A 20,295-nucleotide genomic window follows, 5' to 3' on the forward strand; every position below is an offset into this window, starting at 1 on the left:
CCTCTTTTATTTGACCTGAAGCTTGAACTTGCCGTTATTGATAATGTTGACCTTTACGTCAAGCGATTCAATGGAATCGGCATGAATGACTAGCTCCTTGCCGTTATCCGACAGCTTCTTCCATAGCTTGGGATGCTTCAGTCGCAAATGATGGCCAAGCTCAAACGGATCTACGCCAAGCTTTAATCCTTCTTTGTACGTATTCATGATTTGTTCTCGTATCGTATCCTCGGCAATACGGGACATCTCTGCATAGGATATATCCGCCAAATATTCATATAAACCGCTAACATAGCTCACTTTAATCCGGAACCGAACCTCCTCTTCTTGAACGATAGGTGTGATCTTGATCTTCGGTCTTAGGACGATAAGCTGTGCGTATATCTTGCCATGCTTTTTGAGTGTGAGCGGTACGGACTCCATGCTGGGAACGAGCCAGTGGTATCCTTCGAGCTTGGCACGCGGGATAAACCCTTTAATCTTGTTGCCATATTCGAAGTATGCACCGTTAATCATCAGCATCGGCTTGCCGACGTCGCTCTCCTCCCACTGCGTATCATTCAAGCTGAGACTTGGCAAATAGGCTGTTCCCGAAGGCTCGTTGAATATAGCGATATACTGGAAGAAAAGCATGGGCGGATAGGTGGAGTTTTGCTTATAATTGCTCTGTGGATCATGCATAATAGAGGCCAGCGGCGACAGCTTGAAGAAGGGGGTGGCCGCGAGCAGCTTGTCGAGCGGTTCCTTTGTACCGTATATCCAGGCAGTATAGCGCATTTCCGGGTATCGATTGATCATCTCGGCAAGAAGGTCACCTTTCGCATAAAGAGCTCTTTCCGTGAGGATGATGGATGATACATGCCCCCAAGAGAGCTTGAATTGAGCTGTTTTGAAAAGATCCGAAATCGCGGTGACAAGTGTTTCTCCCTTGCCTTTGCCTATCCATACGACGGCTTGCTCATTCGCTTTGCCTCCTGCATCTGACTTGGCGATATTTGAGAAGTCGAGCAATTGAACATACACGTTGAATTGATTATCCACAAAGTCGATGCCCATTGCCTTCACATAGCTTACGCTTTGAATCTCGGTAGCACTCCAGCAGCCGGACGTAGTTAACAGGATAGCAATCGCGCAAAATAAAGTTAGGATTTGGGATTTGCGTATCACGATTCATTGCCATCCTTTCGAGGTTTCTGTGTATGCAAATAGCTCGGTCTTCGTTTATTAAACCTTAATGGCAACTTTAAAAGGGACACGGCTAGCTGCTTTAAGTTCAGCGGTGCAGCAGGTGCCAAATACGGAACTCCGTAGGATTGTATCGTCGTTAAATAAATGACAAAGAGGATGATGGATAAGATAAACCCATGCATGCCAAGAATGGATGCCATAAAAAAAGATGCAAAACGAAGCAGAATCGTCGTGCTCGAGAGCACTTGATTAACGAGCGTTGAGCCGGCTACGACGGTAGTCGCGGTGACAACGATCATAAGCGGGGATATCATCCCTGCACGAATGGCTGCATCCCCGATAATTAATCCTCCAACGACGGTAAGCGTCTGTCCAATGGAGCTTGGCAGACGTACGCCTGCTTCCCGGAACAGCTCCATCAGGCACATAATAAGGAACATTTCCAATGATGATTCCATGGGCAAGCCATGCCGGCCCGAGGAGATTGTAGCGAGCAGCGGGAATGGAAGCTGATCGGTATGAAAGGCTGACAGCGAGATATAAAACCCGGGAAGAAATATCGTCGTCAATAGACCTATGATTCGGAGAATGCGCCCCATGTTGGCAGATATAGTGGGGAAGTACTCGTCCTCTGGTGATTTCATAAGCAGAAATAAATTAACAGGTGCGATGATGCAGGTTGGATTGCCGTCAACTAGAATAATGAAGCGGCCGTTCAATAGGCATTCGGCTGCAAAGTCAGGCCGGCTGGTGTAGTCATTGGTTGGAAACAAGGTGAACAGCGCAGGATCGAGTATCTCCTCCAGCTGCCCAATAGTTACAAGATTATCCATGCGAATGGAGGTGAGCTTGTGGTTGATATGCGCAATCATCTCGGCGTCGGCGATGTCTTCTATATAGAGCAGCGCTGTTCTGGTTAAGGTTCTTGATCCAATCACGTAATATTGGCAGGCGAGCATATCCGTTCTAAGCCGTCTGCGGATAAGGGCTACGTTGCTCGCGAGGTGCTCAACAAAACCATCCTTGGGGCCGCGTACGGAAATTTCTCCTGTAGATTCACTAGGCTCCCGGCTTGGAAAGTTCTCAATATTAATCGTCCATAATGATTGCAGGGAGGGGACGCAGAATATTAGATGTCCTTCAAATACATAGGAGGCAAGTGTCTTGCGGTCTAGCAGCTGGTGATTAAAGTCATGGGAGTGCCAATGCAGCTTGGCCTTGCGCTGCATCTCCTCCCGCCTAAGGAAGCGGGTTTGCTCGTAGAGCTCGCTAAGCTCAGGCATGATAATGTCGTTTATGGATTTGGTGTCTGTCATTCCTGTGCAATAAATGAATATGCCTTGTACAGAAGCGGGGGGCTCTCCATATATTTGCGTGTTGACGATCACATCGTTGGATGCAGCAAACCAGCTCCGAAGGGTGTGCTCGTCCAGAAACAGCTGTTTATCTATCGGTTCATTATTGTTGCGAGTCACGGGCAGCAGTCTCCTTTCGGTTGCTTCGGAATAGAAGGGCAATGGCAAGAAAGAGAGTCAACGCAGCGGCATAAGCCGCAGTTATAGGAAAATAAATGTGGGATAAAAAGTTCAGCGTATCTTGATCCCTCCAAGGATAGAACGCAATCAAGGTAATCAGGAGAGTCGTTGCGAGCAAGGACAACATCCGTTGTCTTGGCTTGCGAATATTAAGCAAGTCTATAATCAAATAAAGTGAGATGGCGATTCTTGCAAATGAGCCGCAAAGCCACTGATAGATCGACAGAAAGTCGACATGCTGCAGCAGCTTGCCGATATTGACGATCCTCCACTGCTCAAAAGCAGTATGTCTTTGCTTAGCTGCTTCGAGCGGACCAAACTCGGTTATGGCGCCAATTGTCGGCCCGAGGACCATGCCCAGCATGAACAGGGCAAGCAGTATAAGATGCCACCAGCGAAGCCTGCTCCGAAGCTGGTGCTGGAAGAGCAGCAATACCCATAGCTCCATGAGCCCGGCCAGCGTATAAAACATACCGCTCACGATAGGTGCAGGCCCATGCTCAAGCACAGGAAACAGCAGACTGTAATCTTTGTACTTCGTGTTGGCGAGTGAGACGAAATAGCCTAGCAGAATGACAAGCGGAAGCAGAATGCTTGAGGTCATTGCGATCGTGCGAAGTCCTGCATAAGCAGCAAGCATAGATACAATCGCTGCGGTCAGGATAACGACGAGAAATGGTGTTTGCTGCATATAGGTCGATACGGTCCATGCTGACGTATCATGCAGTGTATAGGCAGCGGAGACAAATAAGAGTATCACTGCCGATATCCGAAATAACCATGAAGGTAAGATGCCGAACTTCCGCTCGAGCCAATCATGAAGCCGTTCACCATGGAGCTGCTTCAAGATACCGAATAAAATAACGATCCATAGCAAAAAAAACGGAGCAGCCGAAATGACAGCTAGCCAGGAATCGCGCTTTGCTGCGCCGAGAATGAGCGGAATAGACATGACATGCGAGACTAAGCCTACGCTTAACAATAAGATGGAGAAGGATAACCAGATGCTAATTAGTCCGCTTTTCCTGTTCATAGCAGCACCCTCTTTCTGGCATTAGATATGGTTACCATGTGCAATTTATATGCTTTCTAATCGGAAAATCAACATTTTTGTCGAGACAACTATCCTAAATTATGTTTAAATGAATCTATTATGAGAACGAAATAAGCTAGTTATAGCGGGAAAAAGGCAGGTTAATGCATGGACAAACGGATCCGGAAATCGGCAGCAATGCTGCTATTATCGCTAATGCTATCCGCGTGCAATGGAGGCAGCGGCGGAAATGGCGGGAACGGAGATACGCCGCAGCAGCCCGAGAGCAGTACACCGCCAAGCAGTACGGGAGAGACGGCGCAACCGGCAGCGCTGCCGTATGAGGCTCCCCTCACCGGCATTAAGCTGGAGAAGACAGCAGATGCAAGACCAATCGTCGTTATGATCAACAACTTTGCCGCCGCAAGGCCGCAGTCAGGGCTGACGAACGCTGATGTGATATGGGAGGTGCTTGCCGAAGGCGGTATTACGCGTCTGATTGCGGTATTCCAGAGTACATCTGCATTAACGGAAACGATTGGACCTGTTCGCAGCATCAGACCTTATCTTATTGATATCGGAGACAGCTACGGGGCGGTGCTTGCTCATGCAGGTGCAAGCAATGACGGCTATGCGATTCTACAGCGGCAGGGAAAACCATATTTGGACGAAATATCGAATGCAGGCAGCTATTTCTGGAGAAGCAAAGATCGGAAAGCTCCGCATAATTTGTATTCCAGTCTAGAGCAGCTTCGTACAGGGGCGGAGAAGAAAAAGTACAGCTTGGATAAACAGGTTCCTCCGTACACGTTTGCAGAAGCAGGCTCTACGGAAGCAGGTGTTGCTGCATCAGACATCACCATATCGTTTTTGCTCAAAAATTATAATGTAGGCTATTTGTATGATGCAGCATCGGGATTGTACAAACGTTCGATCAGCGGCAAACCTCATATTGATATGAATAACAATGAACAGTTATCCGGTACCAATCTAGTTGTGCTCGGTGCTGATCATAAGACGCTCGACAATGAAGGGCGGCTGGCAGTAGATTTGACGAGCGGAGGCTCAGCCATTCTATTCCAGAGAGGGAAAGCGGTTGAGGCGGAGTGGGTGAGAGCGCCGGACGGCATGATACGCATCATCAAAAACGGTGCAGAATTGCCATTCGTTCCGGGCAAAACGTTTTTTCATATCGTGCCGAACAAACCGACCTTCGAGAGCCATGTATCGTGGGTACAAACGTAGCATATTGGAAACACTGTTAACAGGCGTTAACGGGTGGGCTTCCAGGGTATAGAAGGGACGCAATCTCGCAAACGGGATTGCGTCTTTTTTTATATTTATTTTGAAAATCTAAAACTTTTCATAAATCCTTTACATTCTCTTAACAATTCAGATGTAAACTATGTTAAGATATTGTGGGCTCATAGCAGTACGCCTAAACATCAAGTCGTGTAAAGGGGATTACGATGTTCAAGAAAAAGGATATTTTCTTTAAGACGTTCGAAGAAATGGCTGACGCAATTGTCGAGGCCGTGGAGTACTTCGCCAAAGGCTTGTCTGACCTATCGGATGTATCGGCTTTCGCCAAAACCATGAAGGAATACGAAAGCAAGTGTGACAAGCACGTACACACGATTCTGAAAGAGCTGAACAAAACGTTCATCACTCCGATCGAGCGCGAAGATATTATGGCCCTTACGACTTCGCTTGACGATGTGCTTGACGGCATTGAAGCATGCGCATCTCGCTTTGAAATGTATGACCTCAGGGAGAAGGACGAGTACATAACCCTATTCGGCGATATTCTTGTTCGTTCCTCTCACCAAATCAAGAAAGCGATCTACCTGCTGACTGAGCGAAAGTTGCTTGCGATTCGCGAGCCGAACATTGCACTAAATGAGCTGGAGAATCAAGCTGATGACCTGCTGCGCGTTTGTATCAAGAGCTTGTTCACGAATATTAAGGATCCAATTGAATTGATGAAGCGCAAAGAGATTTATGAGATGCTGGAGCAAACGACCGACTTCTGCGAAGATGTTGCCAATACGCTGGAATCGATCATTATGCGTAACAGCTAATCTGGAGAGTAGGAGTCTTTCACAATGGATTTAATGGTTCTATGGATCGTCGTCTTTCTAGCGCTTTCGTTTGATTTTATAAATGGCTTCCACGATACGGCCAACGCGATTGCCACAGCCGTATCGACTCGGGCCCTCAAGCCAAGGGTTGCTATTGTGATGGCAGCCGTCATGAACTTCGTCGGTGCGATCACCTTTACAGGTGTTGCTGCAACAATCGGTAAAGGCGTAGCTGATCCGGCTCAGCTTGAGCAGGGCGTTCCAATCGTAATTGCGGCGCTCTTGTCCGCAATTGCCTGGAACTTGTTGACCTGGTGGTTTGGCATTCCATCCTCATCCTCACATGCTTTGATCGGCTCCCTTGCAGGTGCGGTTATCGGCGGCGCAGGTATGAGCGCCATTAATGGCGGCGGATTGATCAAGATCGTTCAGGCACTTATCTTCTCGCCGTTAATCGCGTTCTCTGCCGGGTTTATTATTATGTGGATATTGAAATTAATATTTGCCAAGTCAAGTCCACATCAGGTAAACAAAGGCTTCCGCTTCGGACAAATTATTACCGCAGCATTCCAATCGTTCTCACATGGTACGAACGACGCGCAGAAGGCGATGGGTATTATCGTATTCGCGCTTGTGGCATCTGGTGTACAGACGACGATGGACGTTCCGCTGTGGGTTAAAATATCCGCGGCGACCGCTATGGCGCTCGGTACTTCCGTAGGCGGATGGAAGATCATCAAGACAATGGGTACCAAAATATTCAAAATCGAGCCGATTAACGGCTTTGCAGCCGATATCGGTTCCGCTGTCGTTATTTTGACAGCAACGATGATTCACCTGCCGGTTAGTACAACGCATGTTATTACCTCGTCCATTCTGGGCGTAGGCAGCGCGAAACGCTTCTCTGCCGTCAAATGGGGAGTAGCAGGACGTATCGTTGTCGCTTGGATCATCACGATACCGATTACGGTGTTAATGGCTATGTTCTTCTATTGGATTATTCATTTCTTCTTCTTATAGAAGGAAAGAACTGGGATAGTGAGGAAAACCTCACTCGCCATGAGCTGAAGCTCGTGGGGAATGAGCTCTTCCTCACTATTTTTGTGTTGTCATGCTAAGTTTTGGGCTGTGGACAACTAGCATCGAAATAACAGGAAGATAGGTTGTATACACATAATTAATAACAGCTGTGTATGGAATCAATGAGTAATGTGACGAAGGCTGTCGAAGGTTGTATTTGTGCACAGACAGAAGAAGAAGTTATGATGAAGTCTGGCTTTTATCCTGTGGATACAACGCCAAAATTGTTATCCACAGCCGGATAACTGTCAATCGTTTGTGTGAGAATGTGAATAAATACGAAATTGAAAAACATCTCGGTGAGCAGCGAAGGTCGCTGGTCACCGAGGTGCTTCATGTGTAATGCTGCATGCAAATGCAATCCAAAGCCAGCATCAATCAGTAGAGGATAATCGGTAGTCCGATTATCTGCGACGTTTCGGCTTGCGTCGGCGAATGCCGTTATTGCTGCTGCCAGAGCCGGAGCTTGGCTTGCGGCGCTTGCGGCGTTTTGGTTTCCATTCGCCGTCACCTTCATCTTCAGAGGAGCTGTCAGACTTCTTGCTGAAGGACCCCATTAGTACTTTCACCAGTGGAGCCATCTGGGATACGCTCGACATGACCTTTTGAACCTTGGTAACAGTCGTAAGAATGCCATCTATGCCGCCGATTCGATCGACGAAGCCTTTAATTTCACCAAGACTGGCAAGGGAAAAGCCGCTTGCTTTAGAGCTGGCGGTCGTTTCGACTGCGGCTTCCTGCATGACAGCGGGCAGGATATCCAGCGCTGGCGGTTCTGGTGCTGCAGGCGGCATAGTCGGCAAATCTCCGCCGAAGCTAAAGCCGCTCGACTTCGCGCCAGACGACTTGTTCGGCTGTGCTTGCGCTTGCCTATGGCCGCTGTGCCAGTCGTACTGCTGGTTGTCGGTGCCGGGGTTATTGCGATAATTCACACGGATCACAACCCTTCTTTTATAATAGTCTATGGGATAGGCGAACATACGGATTGGACGAATGCCCTGTTTTCGGATTTTTTTATAGATTAATGCCCTGTGCTTGTATGTGCTACTCGGCTTAAAAGTGGCTTTGGGCAACAGTTCCTCTTTCATAGGTGCGTACGGTAATGTTTGAAAAAAACGGTTAAAAAAGTTACAATAGTAACATTAGTTTTCTTAGGAGTGAATACACATGCAGCTTAAAAAGCTGAACGATAAAGCAATAGATCAATTATTCGAAGCGGTACTTACATTGAAGTCCGTCGAGGAATGTTATGTGTTTTTTGATGATTTGTGCACGGTCAATGAAATTCAATCGATGTCGCAGCGTCTTGAAGTAGCGCGCATGCTCGGCAAGGGCAGTACCTACAATGCAATTGAAGCAGAGACGGGCGCAAGCACAGCAACGATCTCCCGTGTGAAGCGTTGTTTGAACTATGGCAATGATGGGTATAAAATGGCTTTAGAGCGTCTTGGAAGGTAGGTATTCCTTCGATGAAGCTAGGCATTCTCGTCATTAGTCATGGATCTAGGGAAGAAGCATGGGTGAAGCTGGTCGATGATGCCATTACGCGTGCAGCGGTTGTGCCTAGCTTGTCACATATACCTATCGTATCGTCGTTTCTCGAAATTGTTGAGGGACGGCTTATTCAGGATGGCGTGGATGCACTTGAAGCTATGGGTGTAACGGAGCTGTTCGTCTTGCCGCTATTTCTATCTTCGGGCAGTACACATGTAGATGAAATCGGACAAGCTTTCGGTTTCCCATGGCTTACAGAGCTGGAGGGAGACCTCGGCCAATTCCGCGTCACAGCGAATGTTACATACGGATTTCCGATTGATGATGATCCAGAAATTGCGGAGCTGCTTGCGGCGAATATTGCGGAGCTGTCGACGGCACCAGAGAAGGAAGCGCTGCTGCTTATCGGCCACGGCAGCAAGGAGCCGGTATTTCATGAACGCTGGCAAGAAGGGCTGCTGAAGCTGAGTGAACGCTTGCGGGTGCTTGGAAGCTATAAGCGTGCAGAGTATGCGATGCTGCTGCCCGATCAAGCGGCGGTGAAGCTGGCTGCTATGCAGGCGGCAAATCCTGAGGAAGCGGTCATCGTCGTTCCATTATTTCTAAGTCAAGGGTATTTCACCAAGCAGGTGATTCCATCACGGCTTGCGGGATTATCTTATCGCTATAATGGCAAGGCCATGCTGCCGAGCCGCGCGATTGAGAGCTGGCTTACACGTAAGATGCAGGAAGCTTTACTGCTTCTGAATAAACACTAAAGTATTATATTAATCATACATGTAGGATGACTGGATCGTTAGGAGTGGGGCCGAGATGACAATCAAGCGGGCGAGATTAATCTATAACCCGTCATCGGGAAGAGAAGAAATGAAGAAGCGACTGCCGGACATTCTTCAGCGGCTTGAGCAGGGCGGCATCGAAACGAGCTGCCACGCGACGATTGGTGAAGGAGATGCAACGCTTGCCGCTGCGGAAGCGACGGAACGCGGCTATGACATGATTATTGCTGCGGGCGGCGATGGCACGCTGTATGAAGTGATTAACGGCCTCACTGGCAAGGAAAACAGACCGCCGCTCGGCATATTGCCAGTCGGTACGACGAATGATTTCGCAAGGGCGATGGGAATTCCAAAGCATTGGGAGTACGCCGTCGACCTGATCATTCAGCAATACAGCCGACCGATTGATGTAGGGAAGGCGAACGAGCGCTATTTTATCAACATAGCTGGTGGCGGCTCCTTAACGGAGCTTACTTATGATGTGCCAAGCAAGCTGAAGACGATGATCGGTCAGCTCGCTTATTATATGAAGGGCATGGAGAAGATGACACGCCTGCGCCCAACGGAGCTAACGTTTCAGGCGGCTGGCGTTGGCGAGTTCCATGACGAATTCATGATGTTTCTCATCTGCAACAGCAATTCTGTTGGCGGGTTCGAGCGGTTGGCACCGGATTCCAAGCTTGATGATGGTCTGCTCGACGTACTTCTTATCCGCAAATGCAATTTGCCTGAGTTTATTAAGCTGGTTTCACTTGCGCTGCGCGGGGAGCATCTGAATGATCCACATGTCATTCATTTCCGGACGGATGAGCTCAAGGTGACGACGCCAGATTATGTGCAGATTAATCTTGACGGTGAGTATGGCGGCGTGCTGCCATGTACGTTCTCGGTACTTCCGTCGCATTTGCGGATTTTTGCCGACGAGACAGGAGTCTCCACATACCAGTAATCTGGGATGAACAATGGCAGGGCTAGGGAATACGGGGTAGCAATTAGCATGCAACAGCATTGAAGATAGAGCGGAGAGAGTTTATGAACAAAGGAAGAAGCAGAGGCGGCAAAGGCAGAACGCGTGGCGGATCAGGTACAGCTGCAGCAACGGTTCCAGTAGATGCGCCTTTTCAAAAAAATGAAGAAGTCACCGTCGATATTATCGGCCTGACGCATGACGGAGAAGGGGTAGGCCGTGCTGACGGCTATACCCTTTTTATTCAGGGAGCGCTTCCCGGTGAACGGGTTCGCGCCAAGGTGATGAAGCTCAAGAAGCAATATGGCTATGCACGATTGGAAGAGCTGTTGCAAGCAAGCCCTTCGCGTATTGAGCCGCCATGCGATATTTATAAAGAGTGCGGCGGCTGCCAGCTTCAGCATTTCGATTATCCTGCACAGCTGGCTTGGAAACGGCAGCATGTGGTGGACAACCTCGTGCGTATCGGGAAGCTTAATGTTGCTGATGAAGGCGTGATTGCGGATGGGGAGCAAACGTCGGGCGGAATTGTTGTGCATCCAACAGTAGGGATGGACGAGCCTTGGCACTATCGGAACAAAGCTTCTGTGCCGATTGGCACAAGCAATCGAGATGGGCAGTTGATCGCAGGCTTCTATGCTAGGGGCAGCCATCGAATCATCGATATGGATGATTGCTTAATTGAGCATGAGGACAATGATGAGGTTATTCGCGTCGTGAAACGAATTGGCCGTGAGCTTGGCGCAGCGCCTTATGATGAGGAGTCGGGACGGGGTGTGCTGCGGCATGTGATGGCGCGGACCGGTGTAATCACTGGTGAGATGATGGTCGTGCTGGTCACGAACGTCAAGAAGCTGCCTGCGGCGGATGAATGGGTCAAACGAATTCGTACGGAGCTGCCAAATGTGAAAAGCATTGTACAGAATGTGAATGAGCGGAATACGAACGTGATATTCGGTGACGAGACGCGTGTCCTCTGGGGCAGCGAGGTTATCTATGATGAGCTTGATGGCATTCGCTTCGCGATCTCGGCTCGGTCGTTCTACCAAGTGAACCCGATGCAGACCGTTGCGCTCTATCGGAAAGCGGTGGAGTACGCTGGACTCACGGGTACAGAAACCGTTATTGACGCGTATTGCGGGATTGGAACAATCTCTTTGTTCCTCGCTCGTCAGGCTGGACGCGTCTATGGCGTGGAGATTGTGCCGGAAGCGATTCAGGATGCGGCTCGGAATGCTGAATTGAATGGCATTACAAATGCTTCGTTCGAGGCAGGTCCAGCAGAGGTCGTCATTCCGCGCTGGCGCACGGAAGGGATAACGGCGGATGTTATCGTCGTCGATCCTCCTCGCAAAGGCTGCGATCCGGCATTGCTTGAGACGATCCTGGCGATGAAGCCGGAGCGGGTTGTTTATGTGAGCTGCAACCCTTCTACACTGGCAAGGGATTTGCGTGTGCTGGAGGACGGCGGGTATAGGACGGTTGAGGTTGTGCCTGTGGATATGTTCCCTTGGACGGTTCATGTGGAGGCGGTGGTACTAATGCAACGTGTAGATGTAACCAATGAATAATCCCATGCTATAACTAATAAACTCCTGAAAAAACGGAATAAGCTTGATACAATGGGTAAGTGCATGATGGGGCGTTTATTAACAAGGTTCATTTATTGAAAACAGTAGAAATTTAGAATTGGGCGAAAAGGCTTGATTTTTACGTTTTTTTTAACAAAAGTAACTTAAAAAACTTAATAACGATAACTTTTCTTGTTAAAAATGCGATTGACTTACTGTTCTTGGAAATAGGTCAATCGCATTTTTTCGTATTAGGGTTGAGGATACATGACTAATGAGTTCATGGGTTGCTCAGCTCATGTAATCCTCTCGATATAAGAATTTATAAGAAAATCTACCAGACTTAAATTTACATCAAAATTCTTTCTATGCTAATGTCTGCTGAATTCCACTATGATCTTATTAGGAGAATTAACTCGTTATATTTGTTAAAATGTTACAATAATTACATTGAAATATAGTAATGAATATGTTAATGTTCTAGTGTTTGCATCAGTATTCTCTCAGAAGGCTGGCTGTCCAAAGTCATCTTCTGCTTAAACAAATCTGGGAGTAAATCTTAAGGTCAATTGTTGATAGAACAGACCTAAACAAAGGATGAAATTAATGAAAAAAATTGTGTTTGCCGGAAGCTTTGATCCTGCGCATAAAGGTCACTTAAACACTTATTTGCTTGCAAAAGAAAAGTATAATCAAGAAATAACTATTTGCATTAATCGCAGTCCATTAAAGAAAAGTTCAAGATTCAGTGTTGAGGAACGATTCCTGATTGCTCAATCTATTTTTAAGACAAACAAAATCCTAGTATTGATTGATGTATCTGATATGATTAACTTAATTAAGGAGTCTGATATAATAATCCAAGGGTATCACGAAATATCTGAAATAGATAGATTACGTCAATATTATAAACAGTTCGATTGCGAAGAACTGTTCGATAAGAATGACTTCTTGAAAATTCAAGACGACTTTGCAGATGTTACATCCACAAATATTGTTAGCAATTTCTTTAACAACGAACAATTTGCAAGAGATAACCTATCACCTTTAGGCTTTGAGATATTAAAGGGAAAATTAATGAGTGAGGCTTTATGATGATAATTTTGAAGGAATTATTTTCAATGCTGTACTGGATTGGCATCCCAATACTTTTGAACCCTGTTACGAAGAGAAATCGTGAATTCGGAAGAAAACTTACACATATTTTCGTGCATTCTTGGTGGTTTCTGTCACTAATCCTATTTGATAATTTTTGGTACGCTGTTGCTATTCCTGCATTTTATGTAATTGTCGGAACTATTTTTGCCTTAATGAAAGAACCGCCGTCTTTTCTTTCTGATGTTGAAAGAGGGAACGAGGTTGGGTTGTTCAAATTTTCATACATTGCGTCTCCTTTAAGTATTGTTGTTGTCATTTTTTTTCAGTATTTTATATTCAAGAATGAATATTTAGCTGGATTTGCGGTTTTGGCATTGTCTTTCGGTGATGCAGCTGCCGCACTAGTCGGGAGCAAGTTTAAATTTGGCGAATATCGTATCGGAAAACATGTAAAAACTCTTGCTGGTTCTTTATCTATGTTCATTACAACATTTCTATTGTGTATTTTATATTCGTACATTATTGGGTTTTCTTTGGACATAATGGTTTTTTGCATAATTATAAGTATTATTGCCACAGTAACTGAAGCAGTTTCTGTAAGAGGACTTGATAACATTACAATTCCCACGGTTTGCTGTGCATTTACTTGGATATTGTGCTAATAAACGTGCAAGAGTTATAGAATGAAGATAGGTTATATAACCTATGGATAGAATTTACTGAAAAAAGTGTCTAATATAAAACTGTAAAATGTGGTCTGAAATTGCTGATACCGAACTAGAATTAAACACTCCTGATACAAACCAATATGCTCTAAATAAAATTATAGAATTAGAGAGGAAATTGTTATGATATTCAGCAAGATTATTAAAATACCTGTTATAGGTTGGATAATGTCTATGTGTTTAAACTTATATAGACTACCTAGGATTATGACTGAAATGGAAATTAAACTATCTAACATAATGGAAACCAATGAAAAGATTTATTTGAAAAAGTTGGATTCATTACATAGTACGATTATGACTGAAATGGAAATTAAACTCTCCAACATAATGGAAACCAGCGAACAGATTTATTTCAAAAAAATGGATTATCTACAGAGTATCGTTGAATTAAGTAGGGCTGAAATATTAGATGAAAATAAACGCAAGATCGATAACTCTATATCTCATTTAAAAAAATCCTTTTTGCGTGATTTGGAAACTATCAATATTAAACAACACAACCTGAAGCCGATTTTAGGATCCGAATCAACGCAATCAAATCTTATATCGTCGATAAATAATAAGGATGAGGAGTATGATTCTTATAACATATTACCTATAGAAGCCTTGTATGCACTAGTAGAGGACAAGACAGCAGTGATAGGCCACTATTCTAATATATTTAATAATTATGCAAACATAAATAATCTTCCTGAAGTGAAAGCTGTTAAACCTAATATTACAACACTTATAGAAGATGTGACCGGTGTAGATAATATCATAATTTCGAACATAAATTTATCTTCACTTATCCTATTGAGCCAGGAACTTTTATTTGAGATGGGCCAAAAAATAAAAGGAAACTTATACCTTCCTGTCAGAACCTCGAAAGACCCGATTTGCGTTGTTTGGGAGGAGGGCTTTTCTATTTCTGAAAAACATGATGAAACTTATTTTAGATGGGCAGAAGGAGATAGTAAAAAGGCATTAATTAAGCTTTACAATACTAATCTATTCTCTGTAGAAGCAGAAATCAACTTTACTTCTTATGCATTGTGTGGAAAAGGATATTTGTATATACGCGGTTCCTTCGATCAGCAGTGTTATGACTTATCAAATCCAACAAATATAAACATAAAATTTATAGTACATCCTGGCGAAAACTCAATTTTCTTTGATTTTCATGGTGATATTGTAATTCCAGGAGTTGACAAAAGAAAACTTTCCTTTAATATATCAAATCTCAATTGCAGGGTTCAAGGAAATGAAATTTCTCAAACTGCGCTGAATTGCACATATCCAGTTTATCTGAATGACGATTATATCAGAAAAACTCTTCATAAAAGTGGATTTTATGAAGTTAGTGCCAAAGTTTATAGAAATCATGGGTTTTTCTCTAAAGATCTTCCTATTTCAAAATATCTTTATCCCGATGGATATCAGATACAAGGTCAAGTGTCAGATTATTACGAATCTAATGACGAAATCACACTGTACAGGGCATATCGCTTGGAAAACAAAAGGGAGGATTGATATGAACAAAACGTATATATTTTTTGGTATTTCAAGTGAATATGTGTTGAATCCCTTATATAGATATATGAAAGATAAGGGGTATTCCTGTGTGGAAATAACTAACAACACCAGCAAAAATATTAGAGAAGATATGCTTAGATTTAAAAATGATAATGTAGTTCTTATAACATCCGCGCATGTTTTTTTAGATTACGATTACTATAAAAGGGTGTATGATTACAGCATTAATGGGCTGACAACAGTCCTTGAGGCTATTGATATTTTGAAACCAGTTAAAACTGTACATTATCCGCATGACCTTGCAACTCTTATGCATAATAACGATTTACCGTGGCTTAAATCTATTTTTGAATTAATTTTATTTCCTTTAGACGGCTATGCTCATCTTTCATGCGAAGGAAGAGATGTCTATAATGTGGGTTGGATAAAAAAGGTCAAAAATATAGGTGATGGGAATAAAAACATTGTTTATCATGGACTTTCGGATTTTGGGTACTATAAAGATGTTAATTTTGCCTTGAAAACCTTTTCTCCAGTCTGGAATGAAGGAGCAATTGTTAAACTTCCTGATATTGGTGATTATATGGAATATGTATCAAATCTTAAAGCAAGCCATGTGAATTTAACTAATTCAGAAAGAAACATTTTTGAGTTAATTGATCATGGAGAAATAATGATTACAAATGGTCTAACATCAGTAAATATTGAATCATCGTTATCAGGAAGATTCACTATAAATATGCTAGACGGTTGTTTTGCTGAATCCGAACACAGAAGACACTTTGAAGGTCTGCCGAACCTGAAAATGTTATCAATCAGTGACACTGCGTTACTATTGAAGGATTATAGAAAAGGAAATTTTGTTCCTAAAAAAGGAGAAAATCTTTTAAAATCTTTTGACTTCGAAATGGCTACAAAGCTTATTACAAAATAAAAAAATTATTTTAGAGATTAATTGGATGTGCAAAATAGAGAAGTATCTGATGATAAGCTTAAACTGATTTCTGTCAGGGAGCAGGAAATAGTACCACTCATTATTGAAGGATTGCCGAGCGTCTGTTTGTAAGTGAAGTTACAATTAAGAAACATCGTAACATTATATCTTAAAAGCTAGGAATTAAAATCCAGGCTACACTGGTAAGGGCAATGTTAGATAATGCTCTACCCACTCCGAAATGACTGGGAAGGTAGCGAGATACGAGATTCAGTTGGCTGAGTGGCGCAGATAGCAATAGCATCAAGGGGATTGGCATCCCAAAAATTGATATTATAATGTTGACTCTACCTACTCCACACATGTGAAGTAGGTTGTGTCACTCGTGAGAAAGTTGTAACCAACAATAAACCCGTTCAAAAAATCGTATAAAGAAGTGATTAAATGGGGGGAAGGGACGAATGGAGAACGGGGCAAACCCAGATCCATCAAGCCTTTCCCCTGTTTTTCTGTCCAGTCTTTATTAAGGCAACGGTGGAATGCGGGTTTGAGGGCTGTTTTTTAGCAAGGGCTTATTAATACTGAACAAAAGATCTACTTATAGGTAAAGGCGATGAGAATACTCATTGTCTTCTAAACTAAACTTTAAAGCTATAGGTGATCCTCACATTTCCAGATTCTTTGACCTAGAATTGCTTACTCTAAGGGTTAACATAGACCTGATTCGTAACGACATAGAAGTTGAAATTCAGCTGGATTCTCTTATTTGGGAATCCTTTTTTTTTGGAGAGGGACTACTTTTCAGTACAACGAAATAGTTGAAGTGGCTGATATCGCAAAATAATGTATGTTCCCAAACTCGTAGATACACAGCACAGAAGACTCGGAACATTGTAAATGCTAATCTAAACATGTACAGAAATGCTTGAATAAAAATGTACAACATGGATGAGATGAACCATACTGGTCTCAAGGGAGAGATGAGTATGTACATCACGTTGAATGTTCAATCCAATATCGAGATTCGTAGTTTGCTAGACTTACCTAAACTAAAATCATTGATGGGGAATCTCAATATGAAAATGAATATAAGCCAGTTAGCAAGAGAGCTAGAGGTGGATCGTCGAACCATTCAGAAATATCTAGACGGATTTACAAGGAGAAGATCACGAGATAAAGGATCGAAGATCGATGAATATTATGAAATCATTGCTGCATTGTTATCCACAGACAGCAAGCAGGTTTTTTACTACAAGCGTGTGCTCTGGCAGTACTTAACGGACAATCATGGGCTGCTGTGCTCTGCGTCCGCTTTTCGTGCCTACATCGCTCGTAAACCTGAGTTTAAAGCCTACTTTACGAATGGGCAGCGCACAGCGTCACCACAGGGGACTGTTCGTTTTGAGACAGCTCCGGCAAGCAAGCGCAATTAGATTGGAAGGAAAGTATTCCTTTCGAATTAAAGGATGGAGAGAAAGTCGAAGTGAATGTTGCCGTGTTGTTGCTCTCGTGCTCACGCTTTCGCATGTATCACATGAGCATAACGAAGTCTCAGAGTGTGCTGCTCTCCTTCTTAACAGAGGCTTTTGAAGCCATTGGCGGGGTGCCAGATGAGATTCTAACCGACAACATGAAGACCGTCATGGACGAAGCAAGGACCGAGCATACAGCAGGGAGAGTGAATGCCAAATTCGCTGGGTTTGCAGCAGATTTTGGGTTTCAGGTTAAGCCTTGTATCGCAGGGCGTCCTCGTACGAAAGGAAAGGTAGAGGCTCAAATGAAGCTATTAGATGAAATTCATGCTTATCAAGGAAAGCTTAGCTTACCTGAGCTCGAGGCCTACATTCAAAAGCTCTGTGATCGTGTCAATCAATCGCTCCATCAAGGCACGGGGAAAGTGCCCATTCTGGCTCTGGAAAAGGAAAAGAACTCCTTACACCCGTTACCAGCGGAGCGTGTAAGAAGTTCCTATCGCATACATCATAAGCTTGTTAAGATCAATGCGTCGAACATGATCTCCTACCAATCCAGACCATACTCAGTACCAGCTGGGTATCAAGGAAAAACGGTAGGCCTACAAGTCTATGACCATCATCTGTATGTGTATTATAACACGAAACTTCTCGTACGACATCCCATTGGTACGGCCATGTTAAATTACACAGAAGAGCATTACAGAGAGAATTTAAGCTTGTCTATGCCACGTTATCCAGATATTGATGATTTAGCGAAGAAGAATCTACGCACGATTGGAGGCGCATACGAATGAGTATAACCTCCTACCAGCAAGCCGTTAGAAACCTGGAATATCTGGGTCTCAAGCAGATGGTAAGCCATTTGAATGAAGTCGTCGACTTCAGCATTCATAACAAACTTTCATTCATGGACACGTTTGTGAAGCTCACCAATTATGAGATTGATGTGCGTGAACACAATATGATTCATGCCATGGTAAAGGTTGGAGCCTTCCCGCATCAAAAAGAGCTTGCAGACTTTACGTTCAGCTTTCAACCTTCAGTTAATCGAGAGCAAATGTTAGATTTTGCTAGCTTACGTTTCATAGGAGGCAATGAAAACATTGTATTATTAGGGCCAAGCGGTGTAGGAAAAACACATTTAGCTACATCGATTGGCATCGCTGCAGCAAAGAAACGAACAAGCACTTACTTCATCAAGTGTCACAATCTCATTCAAAACCTCAAGCGTGCCATGCTTGAGAACCGACTTGAAGCAAGGTTGAAGCACTACACGAAGTACAAGCTGCTGATTATTGACGAGATTGGTTATCTCCCCATTGAACCAGAGGATGCCAAGCTATTCTTCCAGCTCATTGATATGCGTTATGAGAAGCGTAGCACCATCTTCACGACTAATGTTAACTTCCGAGCATGGGATGAAGTATTTCGTGAGCCCAAGCTCGCTAATGCCATCTTAGATCGTATTTTACACTATGCAACTGTCGTCACTATTGTAGGCGAATCGTACCGATTGAAGGATCATTTTGTCCAAGAGGACAAGTAATTTTGTACATCCTTAAACAAGCAAAAGTGTACATGTTTATGTTGACATTTACACAAGGCAACGCTAACAGTAAATGGTACGGTGGTGGCAAGCGGCAGTGCATCGGGTGCGATTACCCTGAATGTGGGTAGCAACACGATCACGATACTTGTGACAGCGGAGGACGGCACGTCGAAGAACACATACACATTGACGGTGACATGAGCGGCGGCAGTGCTAAGCAGCAATACTGACTTGAGCGGCTTGTCGCTATCGAGCGGAACGCTGAGCCCGGTGTTTGCGTCTGGCACGACAAGCTACACGGCGAGCGTGGCTAATGGCGTGAGCAGTATCACCGCAACACCGACAGTGTCGGACAGCAATGCGACGGTGAAGGTGAACGGCACAACAGTTGCGAGCGGAGCAGCATCGGGAGACATTAGCTTGAGCGTGGGAAGCAACACGATCACGACGGTGGTAACGGCAGAGGATGGCACAACGACGAAGACGTACACGGTCACGGTGACACGAGCGGCGGCAGCGCTAAGCAGCAACGCTGACTTAAGCGGCTTGTCGTTATCGAGCGGAACGCTGAGTCCGGTGTTTGCATCTGGCACGATAAGCTACACGGCGAGCGTGGCTAATGGCGTGAGCAGCATCACGGCAACACCGACGGTATCGGACGCCGGCGCGACGGTGACGGTGAACGGCATAGCAGTTGCGAGCGGAGCAACGTCTGGAACGATTAACTTGAGCGTGGGAAGCAACACGATCACGACGGTGGTAACGGCAGAGGATGGCACGACAACGAAGACGTACACCGTGACGGTGACACGAGCGGCAGCAGCGTTAAGTAACAACGCTGACTTAAGCGGCTTGTCGTTATCGAGCGGAACGCTGAGCCCGGTGTTTGCGTCTGGCACGATAAGCTACACGGCGAGCGTGGCGAATGGCGTGAGCAGCATCACAGCAACACCGACAGTGTCGGACAGCAATGGGACGGTGAAGGTGAACGGCATAGCAGTTGCGAGCGGAGCAGCATCGGGAGACATTAGCTTGAATGTGGGGAGCAACACGATCACGACGGTGGTGACGGCAGAGGACGGCACAACGACGAAGACGTACACGGTGACGGTGACACGAGCGGCGGCAGCTTTAAGCAGCAACGCTGACTTAGGCGGGTTGAGTCTGTCGAGTGGAACGCTGAGTCCGGTGTTTGCATCTGGCACGACAAGCTACACGGCGAGCGTGGCTAATGGCGTGAGCAGCATCACGGCAACACCGACGGTATC

General features: G+C 44.9%; 17 protein-coding genes and 2 pseudogenes. 15 read left to right on the forward strand and 4 right to left on the reverse strand.

The features are described 5' to 3' along the window. Positions 1 to 6: 6 nt before the first annotated feature. From FGT79_RS26665 to FGT79_RS26675, 3 genes are read right to left on the reverse strand one after another with little or no spacing between them, the layout of a single operon-like run. A complete protein-coding gene (locus FGT79_RS26665) occupies positions 7 to 1,167 on the reverse strand; it encodes a Ger(x)C family spore germination protein (protein WP_171056464.1) in 1,161 nt (386 codons plus the stop codon). Then, positions 1,164 to 2,663: a spore germination protein gene (locus tag FGT79_RS26670; RefSeq protein WP_246096647.1), complete on the reverse strand. Its 1,500-nt coding sequence runs from the start codon at positions 2,661 to 2,663 to the stop codon at positions 1,164 to 1,166. Before FGT79_RS26670 ends, FGT79_RS26665 begins: the two co-directional genes overlap by 4 nt. After that, positions 2,647 to 3,756, reverse strand: a complete 1,110-nt coding sequence (locus tag FGT79_RS26675) for an endospore germination permease (protein ID WP_138755882.1) — start codon at positions 3,754 to 3,756, stop codon at positions 2,647 to 2,649. The genes FGT79_RS26670 and FGT79_RS26675 overlap by 17 nt, the downstream gene beginning before the upstream one ends. Positions 3,757 to 3,924: 168 nt before the next feature. On the opposite strand from FGT79_RS26675, the gene FGT79_RS26680 reads away from it, so the two are divergent. The 3 genes from FGT79_RS26680 to FGT79_RS26690 all read left to right on the forward strand — a co-directional run bounded on the left by FGT79_RS26680 (position 3,925) and on the right by FGT79_RS26690 (position 6,857). Further along, positions 3,925 to 5,001, forward strand: coding sequence for a DUF3048 domain-containing protein (locus FGT79_RS26680; RefSeq protein ID WP_138755883.1), 1,077 nt, complete (start codon positions 3,925 to 3,927; stop codon positions 4,999 to 5,001). Positions 5,002 to 5,225: 224 nt separating this feature from the next. Beyond that, positions 5,226 to 5,837, forward strand: a complete 612-nt coding sequence (locus tag FGT79_RS26685) for a DUF47 domain-containing protein (protein ID WP_138755884.1) — start codon at positions 5,226 to 5,228, stop codon at positions 5,835 to 5,837. Positions 5,838 to 5,861: 24 nt separating this feature from the next. Then, positions 5,862 to 6,857 carry an inorganic phosphate transporter gene (locus FGT79_RS26690; protein WP_138755885.1) on the forward strand — a complete coding sequence of 332 codons (996 nt, stop codon included), beginning with the start codon at positions 5,862 to 5,864 and terminating at the stop codon, positions 6,855 to 6,857. Positions 6,858 to 7,321: 464 nt separating this feature from the next. On the opposite strand, the gene FGT79_RS26695 is transcribed toward FGT79_RS26690, so the two are convergent. Beyond that, positions 7,322 to 7,849: a hypothetical protein gene (locus FGT79_RS26695; RefSeq protein ID WP_138755886.1), complete on the reverse strand. Its 528-nt coding sequence runs from the start codon at positions 7,847 to 7,849 to the stop codon at positions 7,322 to 7,324. Positions 7,850 to 8,084: 235 nt separating this feature from the next. On the opposite strand from FGT79_RS26695, the gene FGT79_RS26700 reads away from it, so the two are divergent. The 12 genes and pseudogenes from FGT79_RS26700 to FGT79_RS26755 form a co-directional block, all read left to right on the forward strand. After that, a complete protein-coding gene (locus FGT79_RS26700; protein ID WP_138755887.1) occupies positions 8,085 to 8,375 on the forward strand; it encodes a YerC/YecD family TrpR-related protein in 291 nt (96 codons plus the stop codon). An 11-nt stretch (positions 8,376 to 8,386) separates the two neighbouring features. Next, positions 8,387 to 9,169: a sirohydrochlorin chelatase gene (locus FGT79_RS26705; protein ID WP_138755888.1), complete on the forward strand. Its 783-nt coding sequence runs from the start codon at positions 8,387 to 8,389 to the stop codon at positions 9,167 to 9,169. A 61-nt stretch (positions 9,170 to 9,230) separates the two neighbouring features. Continuing rightward, positions 9,231 to 10,139, forward strand: a complete 909-nt coding sequence (locus tag FGT79_RS26710) for a diacylglycerol kinase (RefSeq protein ID WP_171056468.1) — start codon at positions 9,231 to 9,233, stop codon at positions 10,137 to 10,139. Between the two features lie 83 nt (positions 10,140 to 10,222). Next, positions 10,223 to 11,728 (forward strand): 23S rRNA (uracil(1939)-C(5))-methyltransferase RlmD, encoded by a 1,506-nt coding sequence (gene rlmD / locus FGT79_RS26715; RefSeq protein WP_138755890.1) that lies wholly within the window; start codon positions 10,223 to 10,225, stop codon positions 11,726 to 11,728. A 606-nt stretch (positions 11,729 to 12,334) separates the two neighbouring features. After that, entirely contained in the window at positions 12,335 to 12,823 is a 489-nt protein-coding gene (locus FGT79_RS26720) for an adenylyltransferase/cytidyltransferase family protein (protein WP_171056465.1), read from the forward strand. Further along, positions 12,820 to 13,488 (forward strand): diacylglycerol/polyprenol kinase family protein, encoded by a 669-nt coding sequence (locus FGT79_RS26725; protein ID WP_138755892.1) that lies wholly within the window; start codon positions 12,820 to 12,822, stop codon positions 13,486 to 13,488. The genes FGT79_RS26720 and FGT79_RS26725 overlap by 4 nt, the downstream gene beginning before the upstream one ends. A gap of 279 nt (positions 13,489 to 13,767) precedes the next feature. Further along, entirely contained in the window at positions 13,768 to 15,066 is a 1,299-nt protein-coding gene (locus FGT79_RS26730) for a hypothetical protein (protein WP_138755893.1), read from the forward strand. A 1-nt stretch (position 15,067) separates the two neighbouring features. Next, entirely contained in the window at positions 15,068 to 16,003 is a 936-nt protein-coding gene (locus FGT79_RS26735; RefSeq protein WP_138755894.1) for a hypothetical protein, read from the forward strand. 986 nt (positions 16,004 to 16,989) lie between these two features. Further along, positions 16,990 to 18,272 (forward strand): annotated as a pseudogene (gene istA, locus FGT79_RS26740) (IS21 family transposase). Further along, the gene (gene istB, locus FGT79_RS26745; protein WP_138755895.1) at positions 18,269 to 19,024 is read left to right on the forward strand and encodes an IS21-like element helper ATPase IstB; all 756 of its coding nucleotides are present in this window, start codon (positions 18,269 to 18,271) and stop codon (positions 19,022 to 19,024) included. The pseudogene istA and the gene istB overlap by 4 nt, the downstream one beginning before the upstream one ends. Positions 19,025 to 19,093: 69 nt before the next feature. Further along, a pseudogene (locus tag FGT79_RS32675) lies at positions 19,094 to 19,228 on the forward strand (cadherin-like beta sandwich domain-containing protein); the annotation flags it as partial. A gap of 9 nt (positions 19,229 to 19,237) precedes the next feature. Then, a partial coding sequence (locus tag FGT79_RS26755; protein ID WP_138755897.1) for a cadherin-like beta sandwich domain-containing protein occupies positions 19,238 to 20,295 on the forward strand: 1,058 nt, incomplete at its 3' end.

The organism is Paenibacillus sinopodophylli (assembly GCF_005930355.1).
Taxonomy (GTDB): domain Bacteria; phylum Bacillota; class Bacilli; order Paenibacillales; family Paenibacillaceae; genus Pristimantibacillus; species Pristimantibacillus sinopodophylli.

Excerpts from the sequence above, each read along its gene's own strand:
- FGT79_RS26675 (WP_138755882.1), bottom strand. The coding sequence starts at position 3,756 with ATGAACAGGAAAAGCGGACTAATTAGCATCTGGTTATCCTTCTCCATC.
- FGT79_RS26680 (WP_138755883.1), top strand. The coding sequence starts at position 3,925 with ATGGACAAACGGATCCGGAAATCGGCAGCAATGCTGCTATTATCGCTA.
- FGT79_RS26685 (WP_138755884.1), top strand. The coding sequence starts at position 5,226 with ATGTTCAAGAAAAAGGATATTTTCTTTAAGACGTTCGAAGAAATGGCT.
- FGT79_RS26690 (WP_138755885.1), top strand. The coding sequence starts at position 5,862 with ATGGATTTAATGGTTCTATGGATCGTCGTCTTTCTAGCGCTTTCGTTT.
- FGT79_RS26700 (WP_138755887.1), top strand. The coding sequence starts at position 8,085 with ATGCAGCTTAAAAAGCTGAACGATAAAGCAATAGATCAATTATTCGAA.
- FGT79_RS26705 (WP_138755888.1), top strand. The coding sequence starts at position 8,387 with ATGAAGCTAGGCATTCTCGTCATTAGTCATGGATCTAGGGAAGAAGCA.
- rlmD (WP_138755890.1), top strand. The coding sequence starts at position 10,223 with ATGAACAAAGGAAGAAGCAGAGGCGGCAAAGGCAGAACGCGTGGCGGA.
- FGT79_RS26720 (WP_171056465.1), top strand. The coding sequence starts at position 12,335 with ATGAAAAAAATTGTGTTTGCCGGAAGCTTTGATCCTGCGCATAAAGGT.
- FGT79_RS26725 (WP_138755892.1), top strand. The coding sequence starts at position 12,820 with ATGATGATAATTTTGAAGGAATTATTTTCAATGCTGTACTGGATTGGC.
- FGT79_RS26730 (WP_138755893.1), top strand. The coding sequence starts at position 13,768 with ATGGAAATTAAACTATCTAACATAATGGAAACCAATGAAAAGATTTAT.
- FGT79_RS26735 (WP_138755894.1), top strand. The coding sequence starts at position 15,068 with ATGAACAAAACGTATATATTTTTTGGTATTTCAAGTGAATATGTGTTG.
- istB (WP_138755895.1), top strand. The coding sequence starts at position 18,269 with ATGAGTATAACCTCCTACCAGCAAGCCGTTAGAAACCTGGAATATCTG.